13 protein-coding genes are annotated in these 19,891 nt (G+C 62.4%); 2 read left to right on the forward strand and 11 right to left on the reverse strand.

The window, feature by feature from the left end:
• Positions 1–88: 88 nt before the first annotated feature.
• The 11 genes from purN to IC235_RS06280 all read right to left on the reverse strand — a co-directional run bounded on the left by purN (position 89) and on the right by IC235_RS06280 (position 15,184).
• Positions 89–769, reverse strand: a complete 681-nt coding sequence (gene purN / locus IC235_RS06230) for a phosphoribosylglycinamide formyltransferase (protein WP_191004302.1) — start codon at positions 767–769, stop codon at positions 89–91.
• A 16-nt stretch (positions 770–785) separates the two neighbouring features.
• The gene (purD, locus tag IC235_RS06235; RefSeq protein ID WP_191004303.1) at positions 786–2,072 is read right to left on the reverse strand and encodes a phosphoribosylamine--glycine ligase; all 1,287 of its coding nucleotides are present in this window, start codon (positions 2,070–2,072) and stop codon (positions 786–788) included.
• 68 nt (positions 2,073–2,140) lie between these two features.
• Entirely contained in the window at positions 2,141–2,503 is a 363-nt protein-coding gene (locus IC235_RS06240) for a DUF6193 family natural product biosynthesis protein (RefSeq protein ID WP_191004304.1), read from the reverse strand.
• 21 nt (positions 2,504–2,524) lie between these two features.
• Positions 2,525–3,943 carry a phosphoribosylaminoimidazolesuccinocarboxamide synthase gene (locus IC235_RS06245; protein ID WP_191004305.1) on the reverse strand — a complete coding sequence of 473 codons (1,419 nt, stop codon included), beginning with the start codon at positions 3,941–3,943 and terminating at the stop codon, positions 2,525–2,527.
• Positions 3,944–4,030: 87 nt separating this feature from the next.
• The gene (locus IC235_RS06250; RefSeq protein WP_191004306.1) at positions 4,031–5,467 is read right to left on the reverse strand and encodes a phosphoribosylformylglycinamidine synthase subunit PurQ; all 1,437 of its coding nucleotides are present in this window, start codon (positions 5,465–5,467) and stop codon (positions 4,031–4,033) included.
• Positions 5,467–8,616, reverse strand: coding sequence for a phosphoribosylformylglycinamidine synthase subunit PurL (locus IC235_RS06255; protein WP_191004307.1), 3,150 nt, complete (start codon positions 8,614–8,616; stop codon positions 5,467–5,469). Before IC235_RS06255 ends, IC235_RS06250 begins: the two co-directional genes overlap by 1 nt.
• A 115-nt stretch (positions 8,617–8,731) precedes the next feature.
• Positions 8,732–9,358, reverse strand: coding sequence for an orotate phosphoribosyltransferase (gene pyrE, locus IC235_RS06260; protein ID WP_191004308.1), 627 nt, complete (start codon positions 9,356–9,358; stop codon positions 8,732–8,734).
• Positions 9,359–9,407: 49 nt separating this feature from the next.
• Entirely contained in the window at positions 9,408–10,187 is a 780-nt protein-coding gene (pyrF, locus tag IC235_RS06265; RefSeq protein ID WP_191004309.1) for an orotidine-5'-phosphate decarboxylase, read from the reverse strand.
• A gap of 40 nt (positions 10,188–10,227) precedes the next feature.
• The gene (locus IC235_RS06270) at positions 10,228–11,076 is read right to left on the reverse strand and encodes a dihydroorotate dehydrogenase (protein WP_191004310.1); all 849 of its coding nucleotides are present in this window, start codon (positions 11,074–11,076) and stop codon (positions 10,228–10,230) included.
• Between the two features lie 684 nt (positions 11,077–11,760).
• Positions 11,761–12,639: a DNA/RNA non-specific endonuclease gene (locus IC235_RS06275; RefSeq protein WP_191004311.1), complete on the reverse strand. Its 879-nt coding sequence runs from the start codon at positions 12,637–12,639 to the stop codon at positions 11,761–11,763.
• A 289-nt stretch (positions 12,640–12,928) separates the two neighbouring features.
• Positions 12,929–15,184: a T9SS type A sorting domain-containing protein gene (locus IC235_RS06280; protein ID WP_191004312.1), complete on the reverse strand. Its 2,256-nt coding sequence runs from the start codon at positions 15,182–15,184 to the stop codon at positions 12,929–12,931.
• Positions 15,185–15,563: 379 nt separating this feature from the next.
• On the opposite strand from IC235_RS06280, the gene IC235_RS06285 reads away from it, so the two are divergent.
• Together IC235_RS06285 and IC235_RS06290 are read left to right on the forward strand one after the other, a co-directional pair.
• Positions 15,564–16,922 (forward strand): sigma-54-dependent transcriptional regulator, encoded by a 1,359-nt coding sequence (locus tag IC235_RS06285; protein WP_191004313.1) that lies wholly within the window; start codon positions 15,564–15,566, stop codon positions 16,920–16,922.
• Positions 16,923–17,005: 83 nt separating this feature from the next.
• Entirely contained in the window at positions 17,006–19,879 is a 2,874-nt protein-coding gene (locus IC235_RS06290) for a PAS domain-containing hybrid sensor histidine kinase/response regulator (protein ID WP_191004314.1), read from the forward strand.
• Positions 19,880–19,891 lie beyond the last annotated feature (12 nt).

Below are 19,891 nucleotides of genomic sequence, written 5' to 3' on the forward strand. Positions count from 1 at the left end.
TATTTGTTGAATTAAAAATGATGAATTAAAAATTAAAGGCTAAGGCGAGAGCGAGTTGCCGTTTGGCAGGCGAGCAAAACGTCATTTTTTAATTCATCATTTTTCCATTTTTAATTAATGAGGCCAGGGTTCTTGGGTACAGCTCATGTTCCACGGCGAGGCCGCGGCGCTCTACTTCGGCCAGCGTGGCGGCCCCGTGCAAGCTCACCGGCTGCTGGGCGAGAATGGGCCCGGTGTCGAGGCCCTCGTCAACCAAATGCACGGTGATTTTGGTTTCAGTCAGCTGGTTATCGAAGGCCCACTCGTAGGCGTGCAGGCCCTGGTGCTGGTGGGTATCGGCGGGATGGATGTTAAGAATTCGCCCCGCGAAGGGCTGAATGAACGCCGATGAGAGAATGCGCATGTAGCCGGCCAGCACCACAAAGTCGGGCTCGTATTGCTGGAGCAGCGCGGCAGCTTCGGCATCGAAGGTTTCGCGCGGGCGGCCCCGGCTGGGCAGCGCGGCTACCGGGCAGCCGTGGGCGGCGGCCAGGGCCAGGCCGGGCGCGTCGGGCCGGTTGCTGAATACCACGGCCACTTCGGCCAGGTCTTTCAGCACCCCGGTTTGGGTGGCCCGCACCAGGGCCAGCATGTTGGACCCGCGGCCCGAAAGCAGGATGGCCAGGCGGGCTAACTTCCCCCCCCCGGCCCCCGCAGCTGCCTTATTCGCAGAGGCGGGTGGAGAGGCGGGAGCCTGACGATTTTGCTGGGGCGGGACGGCGGTGCTCATGGTCGGATTTTCAGCTTCAATTTACGGCGCGGGCGGTTAGCACCGGCACTGGGCGCTGGGCAATGTCGGGGCGGAAGTAGGCATCCTGGAAGCTGACCTGGGCGCAGGCCTCGTAAGCGCGGGCAGTGGCCGTTTCCAGGTCGGGGCCGCGGGCGGTGAGCACGAGCACCCGGCCACCGTTGGTTAGCAGCCGGCCGTCGGCGCCGCGGCGGGTGGCGCCGTGGTAGGCCCGGGTGTGAACGGGCAGGTTTTCGAGGCCCGTGATTGGGAAGCCGGTCGGGAATTTCGCCGCCGGGTAGCCCCCCGAGGCCAGCACCACGCCCACGAACGCGCCGGGGCGCTGCCGCACGATTTGCTGGGCCAGGGTCCCGTCCAGGGTGGCGTTAATCAGGTCGAGCAGGCTGCTGTCGAGGGCGGGCAGCAGCACTTCGGCTTCGGGGTCGCCGAGGCGCACGTTGTATTCCAGCAGCTTGGGGCCATTGGGCGTGAGCATGATGCCGAAGTAGAGAAAGCCCCGAAACTTGAACTGCTCATTTTGCAGCCCGCGCAGCGTGGGGTCCACAATGTCGCGGCGGATGGCGGCCAGTACATTGTCGTCGGCGAAGGGCACCGGGCAGTAGGCACCCATACCGCCGGTGTTGGGGCCCTGGTCGCCGGCCAGTAGCTGCTTGTGGTCCTGCGAGGGGGCCAGCATCTGGATTTCGTGGCCGTCGGTGAGGCCGATGATGCTGATTTCGGGGCCGATTAATTTCTCTTCGAGCAGAAAGGAAAACCAGCTAGAGTATTGGGTCTGCAGCTCGGTTAAGGCCCCCTCGGCTTCGGCCACCGATGAGCAGACGTACACGCCTTTGCCCGCAGCTAGGCCGTCGTACTTCACCACCACCTGCCCGCCGAGCTCCACGGCTTTGGCGCGGGCGCCGGCAATGTTGTCGCTGCGAAACTGCCAGGCTTGCGCCGTGGCCACGCCGTGGCGGCGCATAAATTCCTTGCTCCACACCTTGGAACTTTCCAGCTGCGCGGCGGCGCGGGTGGGGCCGAAAACCCGGATGTCGGACCCCGCAAAGAAGTCGGCAATACCAGCGGCCAGTGGCGCTTCCGGTCCTACCACAATCAGCTTGGCTCCTTGCGTTTGAGCGAAGGCTTTTACCGCCTCAAAGTCTAGCGGATTTATTTCGGGGTGGCTGTTGGGGATGCCGGCGTTGCCGGGCAGCACGTGGACCGTGGCCCCGTCGCGGGTGAGCTTTTCGGCTAAGGCGTGTTCGCGCGCGCCGGAGCCGAGGAGAACTACTTGCTTATCATTCATGTGAGGAACCTCACCCCCGCCCTTTCTCAATGGGAAAGGGTGCTAGGCAAGTTTGGGAGATGTTTTTATTAAAAGAGGATTCCGTCGTTTAGATGCTCCTTAACAAAAGCTACAGTGGCTTCCGCAGTGTCAAAAAAACGCTTTTCCTCATTGTCTATACCAGAAGCGACATAGCGGCCATCGTGAAAATAAAGGCACACAAAATTGTCTGCCTGCCCTCTTTCATAAGCGTCATACCGCTCCAATCCTAAACGACCTAAGCTAATAAAAGGAATTAGCTGCCTTAGTCGGGGCGATGCTCGACATAAATCAAGCATTTCAATTGTTCTGTCAGGATAAAAATTTGGTGGAAAATTAGCCAGAAAACGGTTGCGGACACTAACCCATCTTTCATTACTAGCAATGAATTGGCATTTCTTATCGTCTGACATAAAACAACTTATCTGATTAGACTACAGCACCCGCAGCTCCGCGTCGGCTGCCTTCAGCTTGGCCTTGGTGGCTTTAATATCCTGGCTCAGCCGCTCGCGCAGGCGAGGCAGGTTGAGCGCACGCAGGGCGGCCTGGGCGGCATTGTCGGGGCGCACCACGGTCAGGTTAGGGGTGCCGCCGGGCATAACGGCGGATGAATTAAGATTCATGGCCAGCTCGGCGTAGTCTTTCCACAACGGGCAGCTAATGACGGGCACGTTTACGTTCGCGGCGAGGGCCCCGCCCAGACCATTCGACAGGCCCGCCACGGCGATGATGACGCCAGGCTCGATGCTGTTGTTCCAGGTTTCGGCCATGCCGGCAATTTCTTCGCCGTTCTGGTAGGCGGAGGTCAGCCGCAGCTGGGTGAAGATGTCGTAGCCCTCGAGGTGCTTACGGATGCTCTGGCCATGCTCCTGGTCGGCGGGCGAGGCCATGACGATGTTCACCCAGGCGTCCTTCACCAGGCCGGCCCGCACGAGGTTGGCCAGCAGGCGGGCGCGGGTATCGTGGCGACCGGTGCGGGGCGCGTCGACACTCTCCGTCTCGGCCGTGGGCAGGGGCTGGCCCGTGATGCGCTCGTAAATTTCGAGGTAGCGGCGGCTGGCTTCCTGAGCTACCTCCGGCGTGAGGGCGCGGGGGTACTGACCGTCCTGCTTATTAGCAATGAGCCACTGGCGGACGTACTCCTTGTCCATCTGCTCGGCCGTTTCGGGGTTCTGGGCATAATCCGCCGCCGACCAGAACCGGGAGGAATCCGGCGTGTGCATCTCGTCGATGAGAATCAATTTCCCATCGAGCAAGCCAAACTCATATTTGGTATCAACCAGGATAATGCCTTTTTCAGCCAGCAGTTGCGCGCCCACGGCAAATAGCATCTGCGCCTTCACGGCCATCTGGTCGTACAGCTCCTTGGTCACCCAGCCCTCGCTCACCAGGTTTTCGGGCGTGATTTCGCGGTCCGACTCCTCCTTGGTCGTCGGCGTGACGATGGCCTGCGGGAAGGGCTGGTTCTTGGTCAGCCCGTCGGTCACGGTCACGCCCGAAAACGTGCGTTGCCCGGCCTGGTAGCCGCGCCACATCGAGCCGGTGAGGTACTGGCGCACAACCATTTCCACCTTAATGGGCGCGGCCTCCTTCACCAGCATGGCGTTGGCATCCACCAGCTTGATGACGTGGTTAGGAATGATGTGCTGGGTTTTATCGAACCAGAAGTTAGCCAGGCCGTTCAGCACCGCGCCCTTGTGCGGAATCGCCGTTTCTAGCACGCTATCGAACGCGGAGAGGCGGTCGGTAACGATGATGAGACGGTCGCCGGAGGGAGCCCGCATACTGTCGCGGACTTTGCCGCGGTGCAGCAGGGCGAGTTGGGGCGAGGCGAAGTGGGTGAGCGTGTTCATGCGGCTTTTTCTGATGTTTTGCCTCACGTGCCCCCTACGGGGCCGGCCCCCTCTCCGGGGGAGAGGGGGAGACGGGGCGGCGCTACTTTAAGCGGTTGGGTTTGAGGTTTGCTTGGTTAAAGCAGTTTGTATTTGTTGCAGAACGCTGGGAAGCGAGTTCAAAACCTCATCATTGGAAAACCGGATGAGCTGGTAGCCTAGCTTTTCTAATTCGACGATACGGCCGGCATCGTACTCAGCCTGCTCTGTTTCGGCGTGAACACCGCCATCTACTTCCACGATTAGCTGATGGTCGGGGCTGAAGAAATCGACAGTGAATGGACCAATTGTATGCTGACGGCGAAACTTGACGTTTGCCAGTTGTCGGTCACGGACCGCTTGCCACAACACATCTTCCGCCTCCGTGGCGTGATGCCTCATGTGCCGGCCAAACGGCTTCAGTTTCTCTTCCCAGTTGTTCCGATCAGCCGTTAGCCGGCCCTCAATCCCAGCAGTGGGTCCAGTACCGTAATCCCCAGCCGGCTTCTCAACTAAGAACGAGTTGTCAGGCTCCCCCTCTCCCCCGGAGAGGGGGCTGGGGGGGTGAGGCAACCGCGAGTGGGCAATATGCGCCACGATGTTCTTAAAAATTCGCAGCCCCTCCCCTTCCTCATCCGTCTGCCCGGCTCGCCGCCGCCGAGCCCAGTCGGGGTGGTTGTAAGCCGACAAGAACGCTTCGGGATGCGGCATCAGCCCAAACACCTGGCCGGTGGGGTCGGTCAGCCCGGCGCAGTTCAAAGCCGCGCCGTTGGGGTTGAAGGGGTACACGCTGGTGCCGTCGCCGTTGGCATCGAGGTAGCTCAAGCAGTTCAGCCCGGCGGCCTCAATGCGCTGCTGGACGGCCTCATCGGGAATCACCAAGCGGCCTTCGCCGTGGCGCACGGGCACTTCCAGCGTGTCAATGCCTTTGAGGAAAGGGGTTTGGGTGCGGGGGTTTACCCGCAGCTTTACCCAACGGTCTTCGTAGCGGCCGCTGGTGTTGTGGGTCAGCGTTACTTCGGGCCGCACGTCGCCGCTCAGGTTGGGCAGCAGGCCCAGCTTCACCAGCACCTGAAAGCCGTTGCAGATGCCGAGCACGAATTTGCCCGCGGCCACGAACTGCTTGATGTCGTCGAGCAGCGTGCGGCCACTGGCGGCGGTCTGGCGGTAGCGCAGCTTGTTGGCCAGCACCACCCCCGAGCCCAGGTCATCGCCAAAGGAGAAGCCGCCGGGGAAATTCAGAATGTCAAAATCATGGATGCTCACCTGGCCGTGCAGCACCTGGTTAAGGTGTACGACGGTAGCCTCGGCGCCCGCCAAGCGGTAGGCTGCGGCAAATTCCTCCTCGCAGTTGATGCCAAAGCCGGTCAGAATCAGGGCCCGCACCGGGCTGACCAACGCCGTGGTCACGGTTTGTGCTTCCGATTGAACTTTATGTACTGCTTGCGGGGCGTTTTGTACCATAGCTGAAGTGTTTTGGGCCAGGAAAGGAAGCGCTTGTGCCATTAGAGGGAGTTAGTCGGGGTAAGCGTAGCCATTTCCCCCACACCAAGCAGCTTGTTGATGGGGCCATTGGTCCAAATACTCCGTAGTACGTCGCTGTCAGCTGAAATCACCGCCCGGCCCGCTTGCCAGACCCGCAGCTGCCCTTCTTCCCGGACGGTGCCCAGCCGGGTGGCCCGCGCGCCCAGCACCTGCTCGAAAGCCGGCACGTCTTCCGGCGCCACGGTGGCGAGGAAGCGGGAGTGCGACTCCGCGAAGAGCTGGGCCGGCAGCGCCAGGCCGGTTTCGGGCAGCACCACCTCAGCCCCCAAGCCGTAGCCGAACGTGCATTCGGCCAACGCCACAGCTAAGCCGCCGTCGCTCAGGTCGTGGCAAGACTGGATGAGGCCGCGGTCGTTGGCCATTCCCACGAGGGTGTACAGCTGCTTGGCGGACTCGAAGCGTACCCGGGGTACATTGGCTCCTAACTCGCCGTGCAGGGCGTAGAACTCCGAGCCACCCAGCTCGTCGTAGGTTTCGCCGAGCAGGTACACCACGTCGCCCGCCTGCTTGAAGTCGCTGGTTACGGCGCGGCGCACGTCTTCCATTTTGGCCGTCATCGAGTACAGCACGGTGGGGGGCACCGAGATCTTCACTCCGTCGGCCTTGAAGTCGTTTTTCATGCTGTCCTTCCCGCTGGTGAGCGGGATGCAGTAGGCCGCGGTGGCATCACGCAGGGCCTCGCACATGCGCACGAGCTTGGCCAGCTTCTGCTTGCCATCGGGGTTGCTGACCGGGTCGTACACCGAATCGGGCACGCAGAAATTGTCGTTTACCGACCAAAAAATGCCGTCGCCGGGAGTTAAGTTGGGCAGCTTGGCCCCAACGGCAATAAGCTGCCGCACGGCCTCATCAAACGCCCCCGCCGACATGTGGTAAGCATCCAGGTCGCCGTAGCGCGGGATAATGCCGTTGCTCACGGCCACCCCTTCCCAGCTCTCAAAATTGAAGCGCACCACCGCCGCGTCCTGCGGCGCCTGCCCCGTGGCCCCCATCAGCGGCTTAACGATGGTGCGCCCCTTCACCTCGTGGTCGTACTGGCGAATAACCGACTCGCGCGAGCAGATGTTAAGGCGCCCCAAGAGCTGCCCCAGGGTGGCGGTATAGTCGGCCTCACCCCCCGATCCCCTCTCCGAGGGAGAGGGGGAGCCTGACGCTAGCCCATCGGAATCGTTCGGCTCCCCCTCTCCCCCGGAGAGGGGGTCGGGGGGTGAGGCAATCCTCGGCTCCGTCAGCACCGGCGGGGTCCACTCCGCCTCCAACACCTTGCGGGGCACGCCCTCGTGCAAAAACGCCATGTTGAGCCGCGCCACCGGCGCGCCGGCAAAGCGTACGTCCAGAAAGCCATCGGCGGTGAAGTGGCCAATGTCGGTCAGCTCCACTTCCATCTCCTGGCCCAGGGCCAGCAGCTCGGTCATGTTGCCGGGTTCCACCACCAGGGTAAAGCGCTCCTGCGATTCGCTCACAAAAATCTCCCAAGGCCGCAGGCCGGGGTATTTCAGGGGTACCCGCTCCAGCTCCACCACTGCCCCCCCGCTGATGCCCGCCAACTCGCCCACCGACGACGAGAGGCCGCCCGCACCGTTGTCGGTGCTGCACTTCAACAGGCCGCGGCGGGAAGCCAGCATCAGGAAGTCCATGGCCAGCTTCTGGGTGATGGGCGAGCCGATTTGCACGGCCGTGGCGGGGGCCGTTTCGTCTAACTCAATCGACGAGAACGTGGCGCCGTGAATGCCGTCCTTGCCCACCCGGCCGCCCGCCATCACGATGCGGTCGTTGGCGTCAATCTTCTTCTCCCAGCTGTCGAGGCCCGCGAACTGCATCGGCATCACCGCGCCGGTGCCGCAGTACACCAGCGGCTTACCGGCGTAGCGGTCGTCGAATACAATGGCGCCGTTCACCGTGGGTACGCCCGACTTGTTGCCGCCGTCTTCAATGCCCTTGCGTACGCCCTCCAGGATGCGGCGCGGGTGCAGCTGCCCGCTTAGCAGCGGCCCGTCGTACTCGGGGTTGCCGAAGCACAGCACGTTGGTGTTGAACAGCAGCTGGGCACCGCCGATGCCGGTGGCCAGCGGATCGCGGTTATTGCCCAGAATGCCGGTGATAGCGCCGCCGTAGGGGTCGATGGCCGAGGGTGAGTTGTGGGTTTCTACCTTCCACACAAACAGCGAATCGGCGTTGATGCGCACGGCCCCAGCGTTGTCGGAAAATACTTTTACCAGCCAGTCATTGCCGTTGGCGCGGAGTTGCCGGTCTACCTCGGCGGTGGCGTTTTTGATGTAGGTTTTGAAGAGGGAGTCAACCTGTTTTTCCTCGCCCGTGGCCAAGTCCTTGTAGTTGATCAGGGCCGAAAACTCCTTGTGCTTGCAGTGCTCCGACCAGGTTTGGGCGATGATTTCCAGCTCGCAGTCGGTGGGGTCGGCGGGCAGGCCGGCGGCGTGGCGCTTAGCCTGAGTTTCGGGGGCGGCGAAGTAGTCACGCACGGCCCGCATCTCCTCCAGGTTCAGGGCGTAGATGTTGTCTTTCGACAGTTGCAGCAATTCCGCGTCGCTGCGGCCGGTCAACGAAATCACTTCGGTGATGGCTTCGGCGCCACCGCCGGGGCGCGGCGTGTAGTCACGAATGCCCTCGGCCACGCGGCCCATTTCCAGCCAGTTGATGAGCTTGTTGCCGAGCAGCTCTTCGGCGATGCGGTGCAGGTCGGCCGCCGGCAGGTCATTTTCGAGCAGGTACAGGCGCTTGCTGAAAATGTGCTGGGTGTGGGTATCCAGCGGCTCGTTCAGCAGGTCGGCCAGGGCGTTTTGGGCGGAAGTGCCTTCGTCGTCGGTCACCCCCGGACGGCGGGCCACCAGAATGTAGGTGGCGAAGCCGGGCGCGGCGGTCAGCTCGTTCAGGCGCACATCGTGCAGCACTGGGTCGGCCAGGCAGCGGGTGGCAAAGTCGCGGAGCTGGTTTTCCGTGAGCGGGTAGCGCACCGTGTAGAGGGCCGCGCTGCGCACGCGGCCCGTGGCCAGGCCCAGGTGGCGGGCCGCCGCATCGGCGACGCGCTGGCCGTCGCCATCGTGCTGGCCGGGTTTGAGCGTGAGCTGGATGGTGTGGGTGGTATCGGACATTTAGTTTGGTGCTTGGAGCCTGGTGCTTGGTGCTTGGTCATTTGGGCTATCGAAGCCGTATCACATCTGGATACGAACAACCAAGCACCAAGCACCAGGCTCCAAGCACCAACAATCAGAACGCTTTTTCCGGCCGGCTGCCGGGCTTTACTACTGGTACGCCGGCGGCGCACAGGGGGCAGCTCTCGGGGGCAAAAGTCGCGGCTTGTACCGAGAGCAGCGCAAAGTGGGGGAAACGCAGTCCGCCTTTTCCGCTGGTGCGGTCAATCAGGGAGGCGACGGCCAGTACTTGCGCGCCCTGGTCGCTCAGCACCTGCGCTACTTCCAGGGTGCTCTTGCCGGTGGTCACCACATCTTCCGCGATGATGATTTTTTCGCCCGGCGTCACGCTGAACCCCCGGCGCAGGGTCATCTGCCCGTTGGCGTCGCGCTCGGTAAAGATGCCGGGCACCCCCAACTGCCGGGCCAGCTCATAGCCAATCACCAAGCCGCCCATGGCCGGGCCGACCACCCCATCGGGTTGCAGGCCCGCGGCTCGAATCTGGGCCGCCAGCGCCGCCGCCGCCGGGGCCGTCAGCTCGGGTCGGCGCAGGAAGCGCGCGCACTGCACGTAAGTGTCGGAGTGCAAGCCCGACGACAGCCGGAAGTGCCCGCGCAGCAACGCATCTTCCTGCTGCAGCTGCTGCTCCAGCAGGCCGGCATCGAGTGTGGGGGAAGAAGTGGTTTCGGAGAATACAGTCATTTGTCGCAATTCAGATATGCAAAAAGCCGCGGGGCAGCGGCTTTAGGGTTTAGGCGTGCGCAGGGTTCTTTACAGTCCGGAATTGATTGATCTCCTGCATCAGCTCGCGGGCCGCCCGGCCAGCGTCCGCCGCCTGCCAGATGCCCCGCGAGGAGTTAATCAGCAAGCCGCTGCCATCGGCCCGCAGCCCGGCCCGTAGCGTGGCCGACAAGTCGCCCCCCTGGGCCCCAATGCCGGGCACCAGAAACCACTGCGTTGGGCACGCGGCCCGCAATTTGGCCAGGTTAGCCGGCTCGGTGGCGCCCACCACCAGCCCGATGGTCGATTCGGTTAGCTCCTCGTCCACCAGGCGAGCCAGCCGGGCAGCCCAATCACTGATTGAGCCGCCGCGGGTCAGGGCGGCGTCCTGCAAGCCATGCTGCGGCTTGTTGGAAGTTTTGGCCAGGGAAAACACCAGCTTACCAGGCCGGGCGAAGGGTCGGATGGTGTCGTCGCCCATGTAGGGGTTCACCGTCACGGCATCGGCTCCGACCACGTCGTAGGCGAAACGGGCGTAGTGCTCGGCCGTGTTGGCGATGTCCCCGAATTTACCGTCCAAAATCACGGGGATGTCGGCCGGGATGCTGCGCACTGTTTGTTGGAGCAGGGCCACTCCGTTTTCACGACTCAGAAAGAACGCTAGGTTGGGTTTGAAGGCGGCGGCGTAGGCCGCCGTTTCGGCAATGACTTCGCGCAGCCGCTTGGTGGCCGGGGCATCGTCGCCCGTAGGGTCGAGGCCCACGCAAAGGAGGGAATTGGTAGCTTGAATGCGGGTGAGCAGCTTTTGCATCGGTAAGGGGCAAGGGTGATGAAAAGAAAGACCCTACAGCCTACCGGGCCGCGGGCATCTGGTGGGCAACTTCCGAGGCCAGCCGCGCCGAGAGGCCCGGCGATAGCCATTCGCCGCTGGCCACCTGCACGGCGTGGGCCCCTACCCGCAGGTAGTCTTCCACATCGCGCAGCGTAAAGATGCCGCCCGCGCCGAAAATGGGCAAGCGCAGCTGCGGGTCGTTTGCCAGCTCCCACACGCAGCGCAGGGCCAGCGGTCGCAGGGCCTCGCCCGAGAGCCCGCCCACCAGCGGCGCGGCGGGCGGGCCGGCCGGCAGGTGCAGTACTTTCAGGGTATTGGTAGCCGCCAGCGCCGTTGCGCCGCCTTCCTGCGCGCCCAGGGCTAACCCCCGAATGTGGTCGGGCCACGGGGGCAGCTTCACAATCACGGCCGCGTCGGCGCGCAGCTCGGTGCGCACGGCTTCGGTGGCCTCGCGCACAAAGCGGGGGGTTATTTCAGACCCCGCGCTCGAGTGCGGGGCTGCGATGTACACCTCCAGCCCCGCCAGCTGCTCGCCAGCCTCGCGCTCGAGGTAGCGCGCAATCTTGCGGAAGCCCGGCACGCCCGGCGCCGTGATGCTCACGAATACCGGCACGCCGAAGCGCCGCAGCCGCGGCAGGTGCTCGTGCACCAGCAGCTCCGCTCCTTCCACGCGTAAGTCGGTGCGGTTGAGCAGGGTTTGGTCGGCCACTTGCAGAATGCCCTCGTCGCCGGGCAAGCCGGGGCGGGGCTCCATGGTCACGGTTTTGGTGAATATCGCGCCCAGCCGCTCGTAGCCGGGGCCGTCGAGTTCCCAGGGCGCCGTGGCCAAGCACACGGAGTTTTGTAAAGTAATAGCGCCGAGCTTCATAGGTTTTTGATTATTGGTTGCTCCTGGTCAGTTGGCGGGCGTCAGGCCCTGGGGTAGCCCGGCGGCGCGGCTTCCGAAGTTAGCGTACCCAAGAGGCGAGGGTGTTGGCATGCACTAGGGAATGAGAGGTTCTATGTCTTAGGGGTTGAATTGGTTAGGGGTCGACTATTCAATGACTCGGATTCGGGCCAGCCGGGCACAAAAAAACCGTTTCGAAATCCGAAACGGCGGCGGGGCAACCACCCCAAAAAACAGAAAAACCAACGGGGGCCGAAACCTTCCGGTCTCGCTGCGGAGCTGCCTGGTCCAGCATTCCGCACTTCAGCAACTGGAGTTGGGGGTGAAGCACGGCGCAAAATTACGGAATGATTACGTCGCGCAACTCATCAATAATGTTAATTTTTTGCTGATGCTTTTTTTCAAAGAAATTTTGCGTCCATGTTTTCTGCGAACGGAATCAAATAGTCGGCTTTTCGGCTGGTACGGGGCTGAAAATCTTTTTTTTAACAGAATTCTATGCTTGCGCTGCATTTAACACAGCCCGTAACTTTGACTCTTTGCTCCGCTACATAGAATATCGAAGCGCTTTGCGCTAGTATCTAACCCTAAAAAGCCCGGGCTACTTAAACGTAAGTAGCCCGGGCTTTTTAGGGTTAGCCACGAATGATCGGGGCCCCGACCGCGTCAGGAAGTCGGGCCCCTATCAACTTGCGCCTCAATCAGGTCCTGCACCTCTTCCGACACGGCCGAGAGGATGTCGTACCCGGTAGCTTCCTCAATGGCATCTACACTGGTCCGGTAGCTACCCCAGGCGGTGCTGATGGAGTTGTTGTTGGGCATGTCCACGGCGATGACGCGGGTGCTGGTGGTCACGCTGCTGGCGTCGCCCCCCTCGGGCAGCACCACCAGCACTTTCCAGCAGTTGCTGGGCACGGTAATGCGGCCTTTGTCGATGGTGGTGGCATAACCGTTACTGCCGGTGCCGCCCTGGCCGTAGCTGCCCGCGATGAGGTACACTTCGTTGCCTTGATTGACCAGGGTACGGGCATAGGTTTCGAGGCCGGCCCAGGTCCGCTGGTTATTAGTGGGAGCCTGCGGCATCATGTTGGTCATGAGAAAGGTGGCCGAATTGTCGGCGGCCGAGCAGGTGCGGTCGGCCGACGGGCAGACGTGGCCCCGGTCGAAGCCCGAGCCGCGGTAGCTGGTACTACCCACTCGGTACCAGCCCTTGGGCAGGGTGACATCGGCCGCGAAGTTGTCCTGCCGGTCGCTACCCCCCAGCCAGTCGCTGCTTAAGTGCCAACTCACCCAGTTGGGCTTGCCCCGATCGCGGCTGTACGAAATGGTGTACTGATCTTTGACTATCAGATAGTTATTAGGCGAATTAATGGCATCGGCTTCGGCACCGCTGGGGTTGCCCATCGCGAGGTTGTCGGCTTCGGCCGCAGCCCGCGTGCTCGCGGCAACTGCCGGACTAGCAGGAGCAAGTTCTTCTTTCGAACAGGCGGTGGCTAAGGCCGCAAGCAAGGTCAGCCTGCTAAGGCGGGTAACGGAAATCTTCATGAAGTAGGTGAAGCCAAGTGAATCAGGGTATAAGAAGGTCGCAAAAGTCTTTCGCCGGCGTTAACTCAATAAGTCCGCAATATTACTTAAGTTTTAAAGGTGGATACGAGGTTTTTTTCAATACATGCTGTTGTATTATAGCCGTTTATATCATAATCAAAATCCTCATTTTATCTTAATAATATTAAAAAATTCAAATAATCTGTAAAGGCAAGAAAGCAATTGGACCTTCCCCCACGGGTGTTGCCGGAAATACCAACCAAGCCTGTGAGCGCAGAAGACACACGTTTTAACGGTTCCCAATCACCAGCCGCCGGGTCACCAGCACTTGGCCCGTGGTGTCGCGAAGCACTACGTGGTAGAGTCCCGGCGCTAGCGCCGGCAACGACAAGCTGGTGGCTACTTCCCTCACGAGCACTTCGCTTAGCAACTGCCCCTGCGACGAATACGTCTGCACCGTGCCTCCGCCGGCGGGCAGGTTGGGGCAGCGCACCAGCACCGCGGCGGCCTCGGGGGCCGGATTAGGGTACACCTCTAGTTGCGGAACCGCAACCAACTGCTTGCCGACGGCGACCGACACTACCCGCGAAAATGCTTGCGCATCATCGGTATCGACCTGCCGCAGGCGATAATAGAGCATGGCCACCCCTTGGGCCCCGGCTTCGGCGTCGCGCAACCGGTAACTCAGGGGGCTGCTGCTGCTGCCCGCGGCGGCCACTTGGCCCACGGCCCGGAAAACGGCATCATTGCCCGTCGAGCGCTCAACTATAAAGTGGCGGCTGTTCTTTTCGGAGGCCGTCGACCAGCTCAGTTCCGCGGCGCCGTTTGCCCAACGGCCGCTGAAGGTCGTCAGCTCCACGGGCAGAGGGACGATAGCCGAGGGCAGGCCCCCCGCCCGGTTGTCGGCAAAAGCGTAGTTGATCGGAATGTTCACCAGGCCCGATACGCCCCCGGCCACGCTGAACTGCACCGCCGCAAAGTTCTGAGTAGTGAGAAACGATAGCTCCTGGCGGCCGTCGGGCAGCAGGTTCAGGGCCAGCAGCGACTTGCCCGAGGCGCTCTCCAGCAGGTGGCCCGCTGCGTCGTAGGTGGTAAGGGTAATGCGGTCAAGCAGGGACGCATCGAGCAAGCCCGAGCCGTTGCCGACGACTACGCCGGCCCGGTAGCCGGCCAGGCCCGCCGAGCCCCCGGTGGGCGCGGCGTTGAGGTTCAGCTTCAGCTCCACATTGGTGCCCACGGCCGTGGGCACGGTCAGCATCGCCACGGTGCTGGGGTCGTTGTCGGCCGCTCCCTGGGGGTTGGTCACGCCGCAGTTGGTTACGCACAGCACTGAATTGCTGCGCACCTCGTAGGTGCCGGCAGTTTGGCCGACCGGAAAGTCTGATAGCACTTGCGTTGTGCCTTGGAAGGCCCGCGGCTCGACGCCGAACCCGTAATAGAGCCGGAGGTCATCGAGCGCGGTTACCGTACCAATCCGCTCAATCTTCACTTGGTCGAAGGCCTTCGTGGTCGGAAAGCTAACCTGGTAAGTACCGTCGGGCAGGGCCCGCAGCTCCAACACTCCCGCTCCGGTAGCCGATTCGCCGGTAGCAACCCCGTTGAGGTAGGTGGTTACGCGCAATCCCGACAAGATGCTGGCGTCGAGCAAGCCGCCGTTGCCAACCACGAAACCAGCGTAGTAGCCGGCCGGGGCGGGCTGGGTGCCTTCCAGGTCCACGGCTAACGCGGGGGGGCAGGTCACCGTGGCCAGGCTCTTGAACTGGGCGTAATTGGTGAGGTCAGCGTCGACGGCGCGCTCGGGGTTAATTACGCCGGCCCCGGCGCACACACTCACCACCCCGGTATTGGAGGTGCCCGCTTCGTAGTAAGGTGTCAGGGCACTGCCGGCGCCCGTAAACCGCGACAGCATACCCCGGGCCTGCGGCTGACCCAGCGTCGGCACGGCGTAGGCGTAGTATACCTTCAGCTTGTAGGAGGCCGTGGCCAGCCCGCTCACTTCCAGCTCAAGCTGGGTAAACGGCAGCTTGGCGATAAACTCCAATTGAGTCGGCCGGTCGCCCTCCAGCAAGAGGCTCCGCGCCACTTCGGCCGACACCACGCGGGCTTCCTGAAGCTGATCGCTGCTGTTGTAGGTGCGCAGCGTGATATCGCCCAGGGCGTTTACGTTCACCAGGTTGTTGGTCGTACTGACATTGCCAACCACAATGCCGGCCCGCTGGCCGGTTGTGCCGCCGGCCCCACTTAACCCCAGCCGAAGCGAGGTTTTGGCCCCCACCCCAATCAGGGTGTTCAGCAGGGCGTAGTTGGTCAGGTCGGCATCGGCCGCCCGCTCCGGATACTGAATGCCGGATTCCAGAGTCGTCCCCAAAATCGGGACAACCGTAGTGCGATAGGGATTGGGCGTAGCAACGCGGCCACTGGTCGAATAAACCGGCACTGCCGCCGTGGCCCGGGCGGCCCACGAGAGCAGCGCGAGGGTGAGGGCCGTAACCGGCCAGACACGCCAGCGAGAAAGTAAAGCGGAGGATAGTGGATAGACTTTCATGATAGTTATGGATAATTGTTAATTTATTGGCATGGTGCTCCATTGCTTGTGCAATTCCGTGGCCAACGCGCCGGGCAATTTTCCGCCTCCTAAGAATCAGCTACATATGTTTTTCACGGCGCCACTAGCCGGTCTCTCTTTGGGATTTTATTCCTAAAACAAGAATTCGTTAACGAATCCGGGTAAATCCAATGGGGCGCCACCACCGTATATAGCTCATTTTTGTTGGTTTTCTTGCTCATATACCGGTGTTAACGACTATTTTTGCAATATAATTTTTTCAATTCTTGTGTTATATAAGTGCTCGGCTTATCTCTTTCTATGCTTTGGCTCTGTTTGAATTGAAAATAGCTGAGAGCTTTATTCTAATTTTTCTATCATGACTTCTACGCTTCCATTTAACATATTCGTGGTCGAGGACAACGAGTGGTACGGACAACTGCTCGTTCACCACTTGAGCCGGAACCCCAGCCACCGCGTCCAGCGGTTCACTACGGCCCGCAGCTGCCTCGACCAGTTGGGCGAGCAACCGGACTTCATCACCCTGGATTATTCCCTACCCGACGCGAAAGGCGAACAAGTGCTGCGGCAGATTCGGGAACGGCTGCCCAGCACGGAAGTCATCGTTATTTCCGGTCAGGAAGACATCGGCACGGCGGTTAGCCTGCTGCAACAAGGCGCGTACGACTACTTGGTGAAAGACGAGAACACCCTCGACCGCCTCTGGAGCGTCGTGGGCAAAGTAGACCAACAAGTGCGGCTCCGCCGCGAGAATCAGCAGTTACGCCAGCAGGTCGGCGCTCACTGCGCGCGCGGGCAAGCCATCTTGGGCGAGCATCCGTCGGTGCAGCTGGTGCGGACGCTCATTGCTAAGGCGGCCCGCACCGCCATCACGGTCAGTGTGAGCGGCGACACTGGCACCGGCAAGGAGCTGGTGGCTAAGGCTATCCACTTTCAGTCGGACCGGGCCGGCTCCCCCTTCGTGGCCGTCAACATGGCGGCCATCCCGCGTGAGCTGGTCGAAAGTGAGTTGTTTGGCCACGAAAAGGGCGCATTCACCGGCGCGGTGGCGCGGCGCGTGGGCCGGCTGGAAGAAGCCAACGGCGGCACCCTGTTCCTGGACGAAATAGCCGACCTCGACCTGAGCCTGCAAGCCAAGCTGCTGCGCGTGCTACAAGAGCGGGAAGTGACCCGAGTGGGCGGCAACAGGGCGGTGCCCTTCGACGTGCGCCTCATCGTGGCCACGCACCGCGACCTGCTGGCCGAAGTGCAGGCCGGCCGCTTCCGCGAAGACCTGTATTATCGCCTGCTGGGCCTGCCCATTGTGCTGCCCCCGCTGCGCCAGCGCGGCCACGATATCCTCCTGCTGGCCGAAACATTTGTGCGGGACTTTTGCGCGCACAACAAGTTGCCCGTCCGCCAACTCACGGCCGAAGCCTGCACCCGGCTACTGAACCACCCATTTCCCGGCAACGTGCGCGAGCTGAAGGCCGTGGTGGAACTAGCCACGGTGCTGGCCGACGGCGAGCAGATTCAGGCGGCAGACCTGCCCTTGCGCCCCGGCCGCGCCCCCGAGGGCCCCGGGAGCCAGCGCTCGCTCCGCGACCAGACTACGGCCATCGTGCAAAGCTGCCTCGACGAAATGGGCGGCGACGTGCTGGCCGTGGCCGCCCGGCTGCGCATCGGCAAGTCCACCATCTACCGCATGATTCAGCAGCAGGAGCTGCATCTGACGTAGAAGTTTCCGGCAACCAGAACCACGCTATTCACGAGCGGTTTATTTGATTATTATTTATTATTGCCCTATTAGGCTATACTTACATGTCCCGACCTCGTTTTCCCCGTCTGGCCCGCCGGGCGGCCGTGCCCGCTCCGCGTCGAGTGGCTCCGTGGGCCAGCCGCCCAGCGGCCCTCACCAGAACTGAGCCGCTCCTACCGTTCGGGTCCGACTTGGCCGATAGAGTCCCCCTTATCCTATTCAGCTACGATGTCGAGCGGCAGCAGCTGCTCCACTGCAACCGGCACTGCGAAACCGTGCTCGGGTACAGCAGCCAGGAGCTGGTGAGCTTAGGGCCCGCCTTGGGCCCCCGCATTTTGCACCCCGACTCGCTGGCCCAGGTGCAGCGCGGCAACGTTCACCAGCTACTTACGGAAGAACGGGCTATCAGCTGGGACTGCGGCCTGCGCCACCGCGACGGCAGCTTGCGCTGGCTGCGCATTCGGCTACAGGTCAGCACCTTCGACTCCATCGGCCGGGCCCTGGTGGTGATGGGTAGCGGCGAAGATGTGACCCGGCACCGGGCCGCCCTGGAGGAGCTGCGCCAGAACCGCCACCTGCTCCGCCAGGTGGTTGACCTGGTGCCCAGCCTTATCTACATCTTCGACCTGCACCAGAAACGCAGCACCTACTCCAACCGGCGCCTCGAGCAGATGCTGGGCTACACCACTGAGGAAATGCTGGGGTTCTCCAGCGGCTCACTACGGGAGCAGGTGTTGTCGCCCGATGCCTTGGGGCGCCTGCGCCAGCACTTCAGGGAAGTAACCCAGCTTCCGGACGGGGAAACCCGGACCATTGAATTCGCCGTGCACCACCGCGATGGCGGACTACGCTGGCTACGCGGCAGCCACGCACCCTTCGCCCGCGATGCCGCGGGCCAGGTGACCAGCGTGATTGGCGTAGCCGAAGACATCACCGAGCGGCAGCTGGCCGACGAGCACAGCCGGGCGGCCACGGCCCGCTTAGCCGAGCAGCACCGCTTGTTCCGGCAGGTTATCGACGACCTGCCCCACCCCATTTACCTGAAGGACGACCGCGGCCGCTACCTGCTGGCCAACCAGGCCATGGCCGCCCTCTACGGCATGAGTTCCGACGAGCTGGTGAACCTGAGCGAGGCCGACCTGCCCAAGGCAACCTTCGCCGAAACCGCCGACTACCTGTTGCAGGACCAGCAAGTGCTGACCACCGGCCAGGACCTTATCGCCGAAAACTCCTACACCTACCCCGACGGCAAGGTGGCCTGGTTCAGCAGCGTAAAACGGCTGTTTACGCGGGCCGACGGCACGGTTCAGGTGCTGGGAGTCGCCAGTAACATCACCGAGCTGAAGCTAACCCAGCAGGCCCTGGAAAGAGCCATCAGCGAGGCCGAGGTGGACGCTCAGGCCAAACAGAACTTTTTGGCTAACATGAGCCACGAAATCCGGACACCGCTGCACGGCATCCTGGGGCTGACTGGGGTACTGGCCAAAACCACCCTGAGCCGTAGCCAGCACGACTACCTGCGGCTGCTGGGCGAGTCGGCGGAGCACCTGCTCACAGTCCTCAACGATGTGCTGACCACCGCCCGCCTCGGGGCTGGCAAGCTGCGCCCCGAGAGCATCCCCTTCGATCCGGAAAGCTTGCTGACGGGTTGCGCGGACCTGCTGCGCCCCCGGGCCCGCGAGAAAGGCCTGCGCCTGCGTGTCGACAAGCCCGCGGCCTTGCCGAAGGTGCTCGGCGACGCGCACCGCCTGCGGCAGGTGCTGCTCAACTTAGTGAGCAACGCCATCAAGTTCACGGATCAGGGCCGCGTGCAGTTGAGCTGCCAAGCGGTGGTCGCCCCGCTGCAGCACACTGAGCCCGAGGGATCAGTGTGGCTGCGGTTCACGGTGAGCGACACGGGGGTCGGAATAGCGGCCGAAACCCTGGATAAAGTGTTTGAGCCATTTGCCCAAGCCTCGGCCAGTACCGACCGTGAGTACGGTGGGTCGGGGCTGGGCCTGAGCATTTCGGAAGGGTTGGTGGAACTGATGGGCGGCGTGCTGCGGGTGTGCAGTGAAGTGGGCCAGGGCAGCACCTTTGCCTTTACCCTGGCCTTTTTACCCGTGCCGGTGGCCCCGTCACCACCCCCCGCTCCCCAGCCCGATCCGTCGGAAGCGCCCCCGGCCGGCCGTATTCTATTGGTGGAAGATAACTTGGTTAACAGCTTGTTGGCCGAAACCGTCCTGCGCAACTGGGGCTGGCAGGTAACTACGGCCGCCAGCGGACCAGCCGCCATTCAGCTTTTTGAGCACCGGCCGTTCGACCTCGTGCTGATGGACATCCAGATGCCGGGGATGGATGGCGAAACCGCGGCCCGGGTCTTGCGCGAACACCCCGACCAGGCCCGGGCCACCACCCCCATTATTGCCCTTACCGCCCGGGCGCAAGCCGGGGAGGCCGAACGGCTGCAGAGCTCCGGCTTTGCGGGTTATCTCGCCAAGCCCTACCGGGAAGAACAGCTACTCGAAACCATGCAGGCCGTGCTGGCTCGCCAAAGCGCCGTCGCCGAGCCTACTTCTACTTATACCCTTTGCCCTACCATGCCTTCCACCCTACCCCTCTACAACCTGAACAACGTCCGCGAACTGGTCCGCAACGACGAGACCATCGTGCACCGCCTCGCCTGGGCCTTTATCGAAACCACGCCCGCCATTTTAACCGCGCTCGATGAGGCTCTGACGCGGACCGACTGGGAAGCCCTTGGTGATGCCGCTCACCACCTTAAGAGCTCCCTCGATGGCTTGGGCGTTGAGCGCCTGCGCCCGGTCATTCGGGAAATAGAAGCGTACAGCACTACCCCACCCACGCCCAGCCGGGCCGCCCTCCAGGTGGCGGAGGTACGGGCCATTACCGAACAGGTAATGGCCGGCCTGCGGAGTGAATTTCCCGAACGCTAGCACCAGCCCGTC

This window comes from Hymenobacter montanus, assembly GCF_014699115.1.
GTDB lineage: Bacteria > Bacteroidota > Bacteroidia > Cytophagales > Hymenobacteraceae > Hymenobacter > Hymenobacter montanus.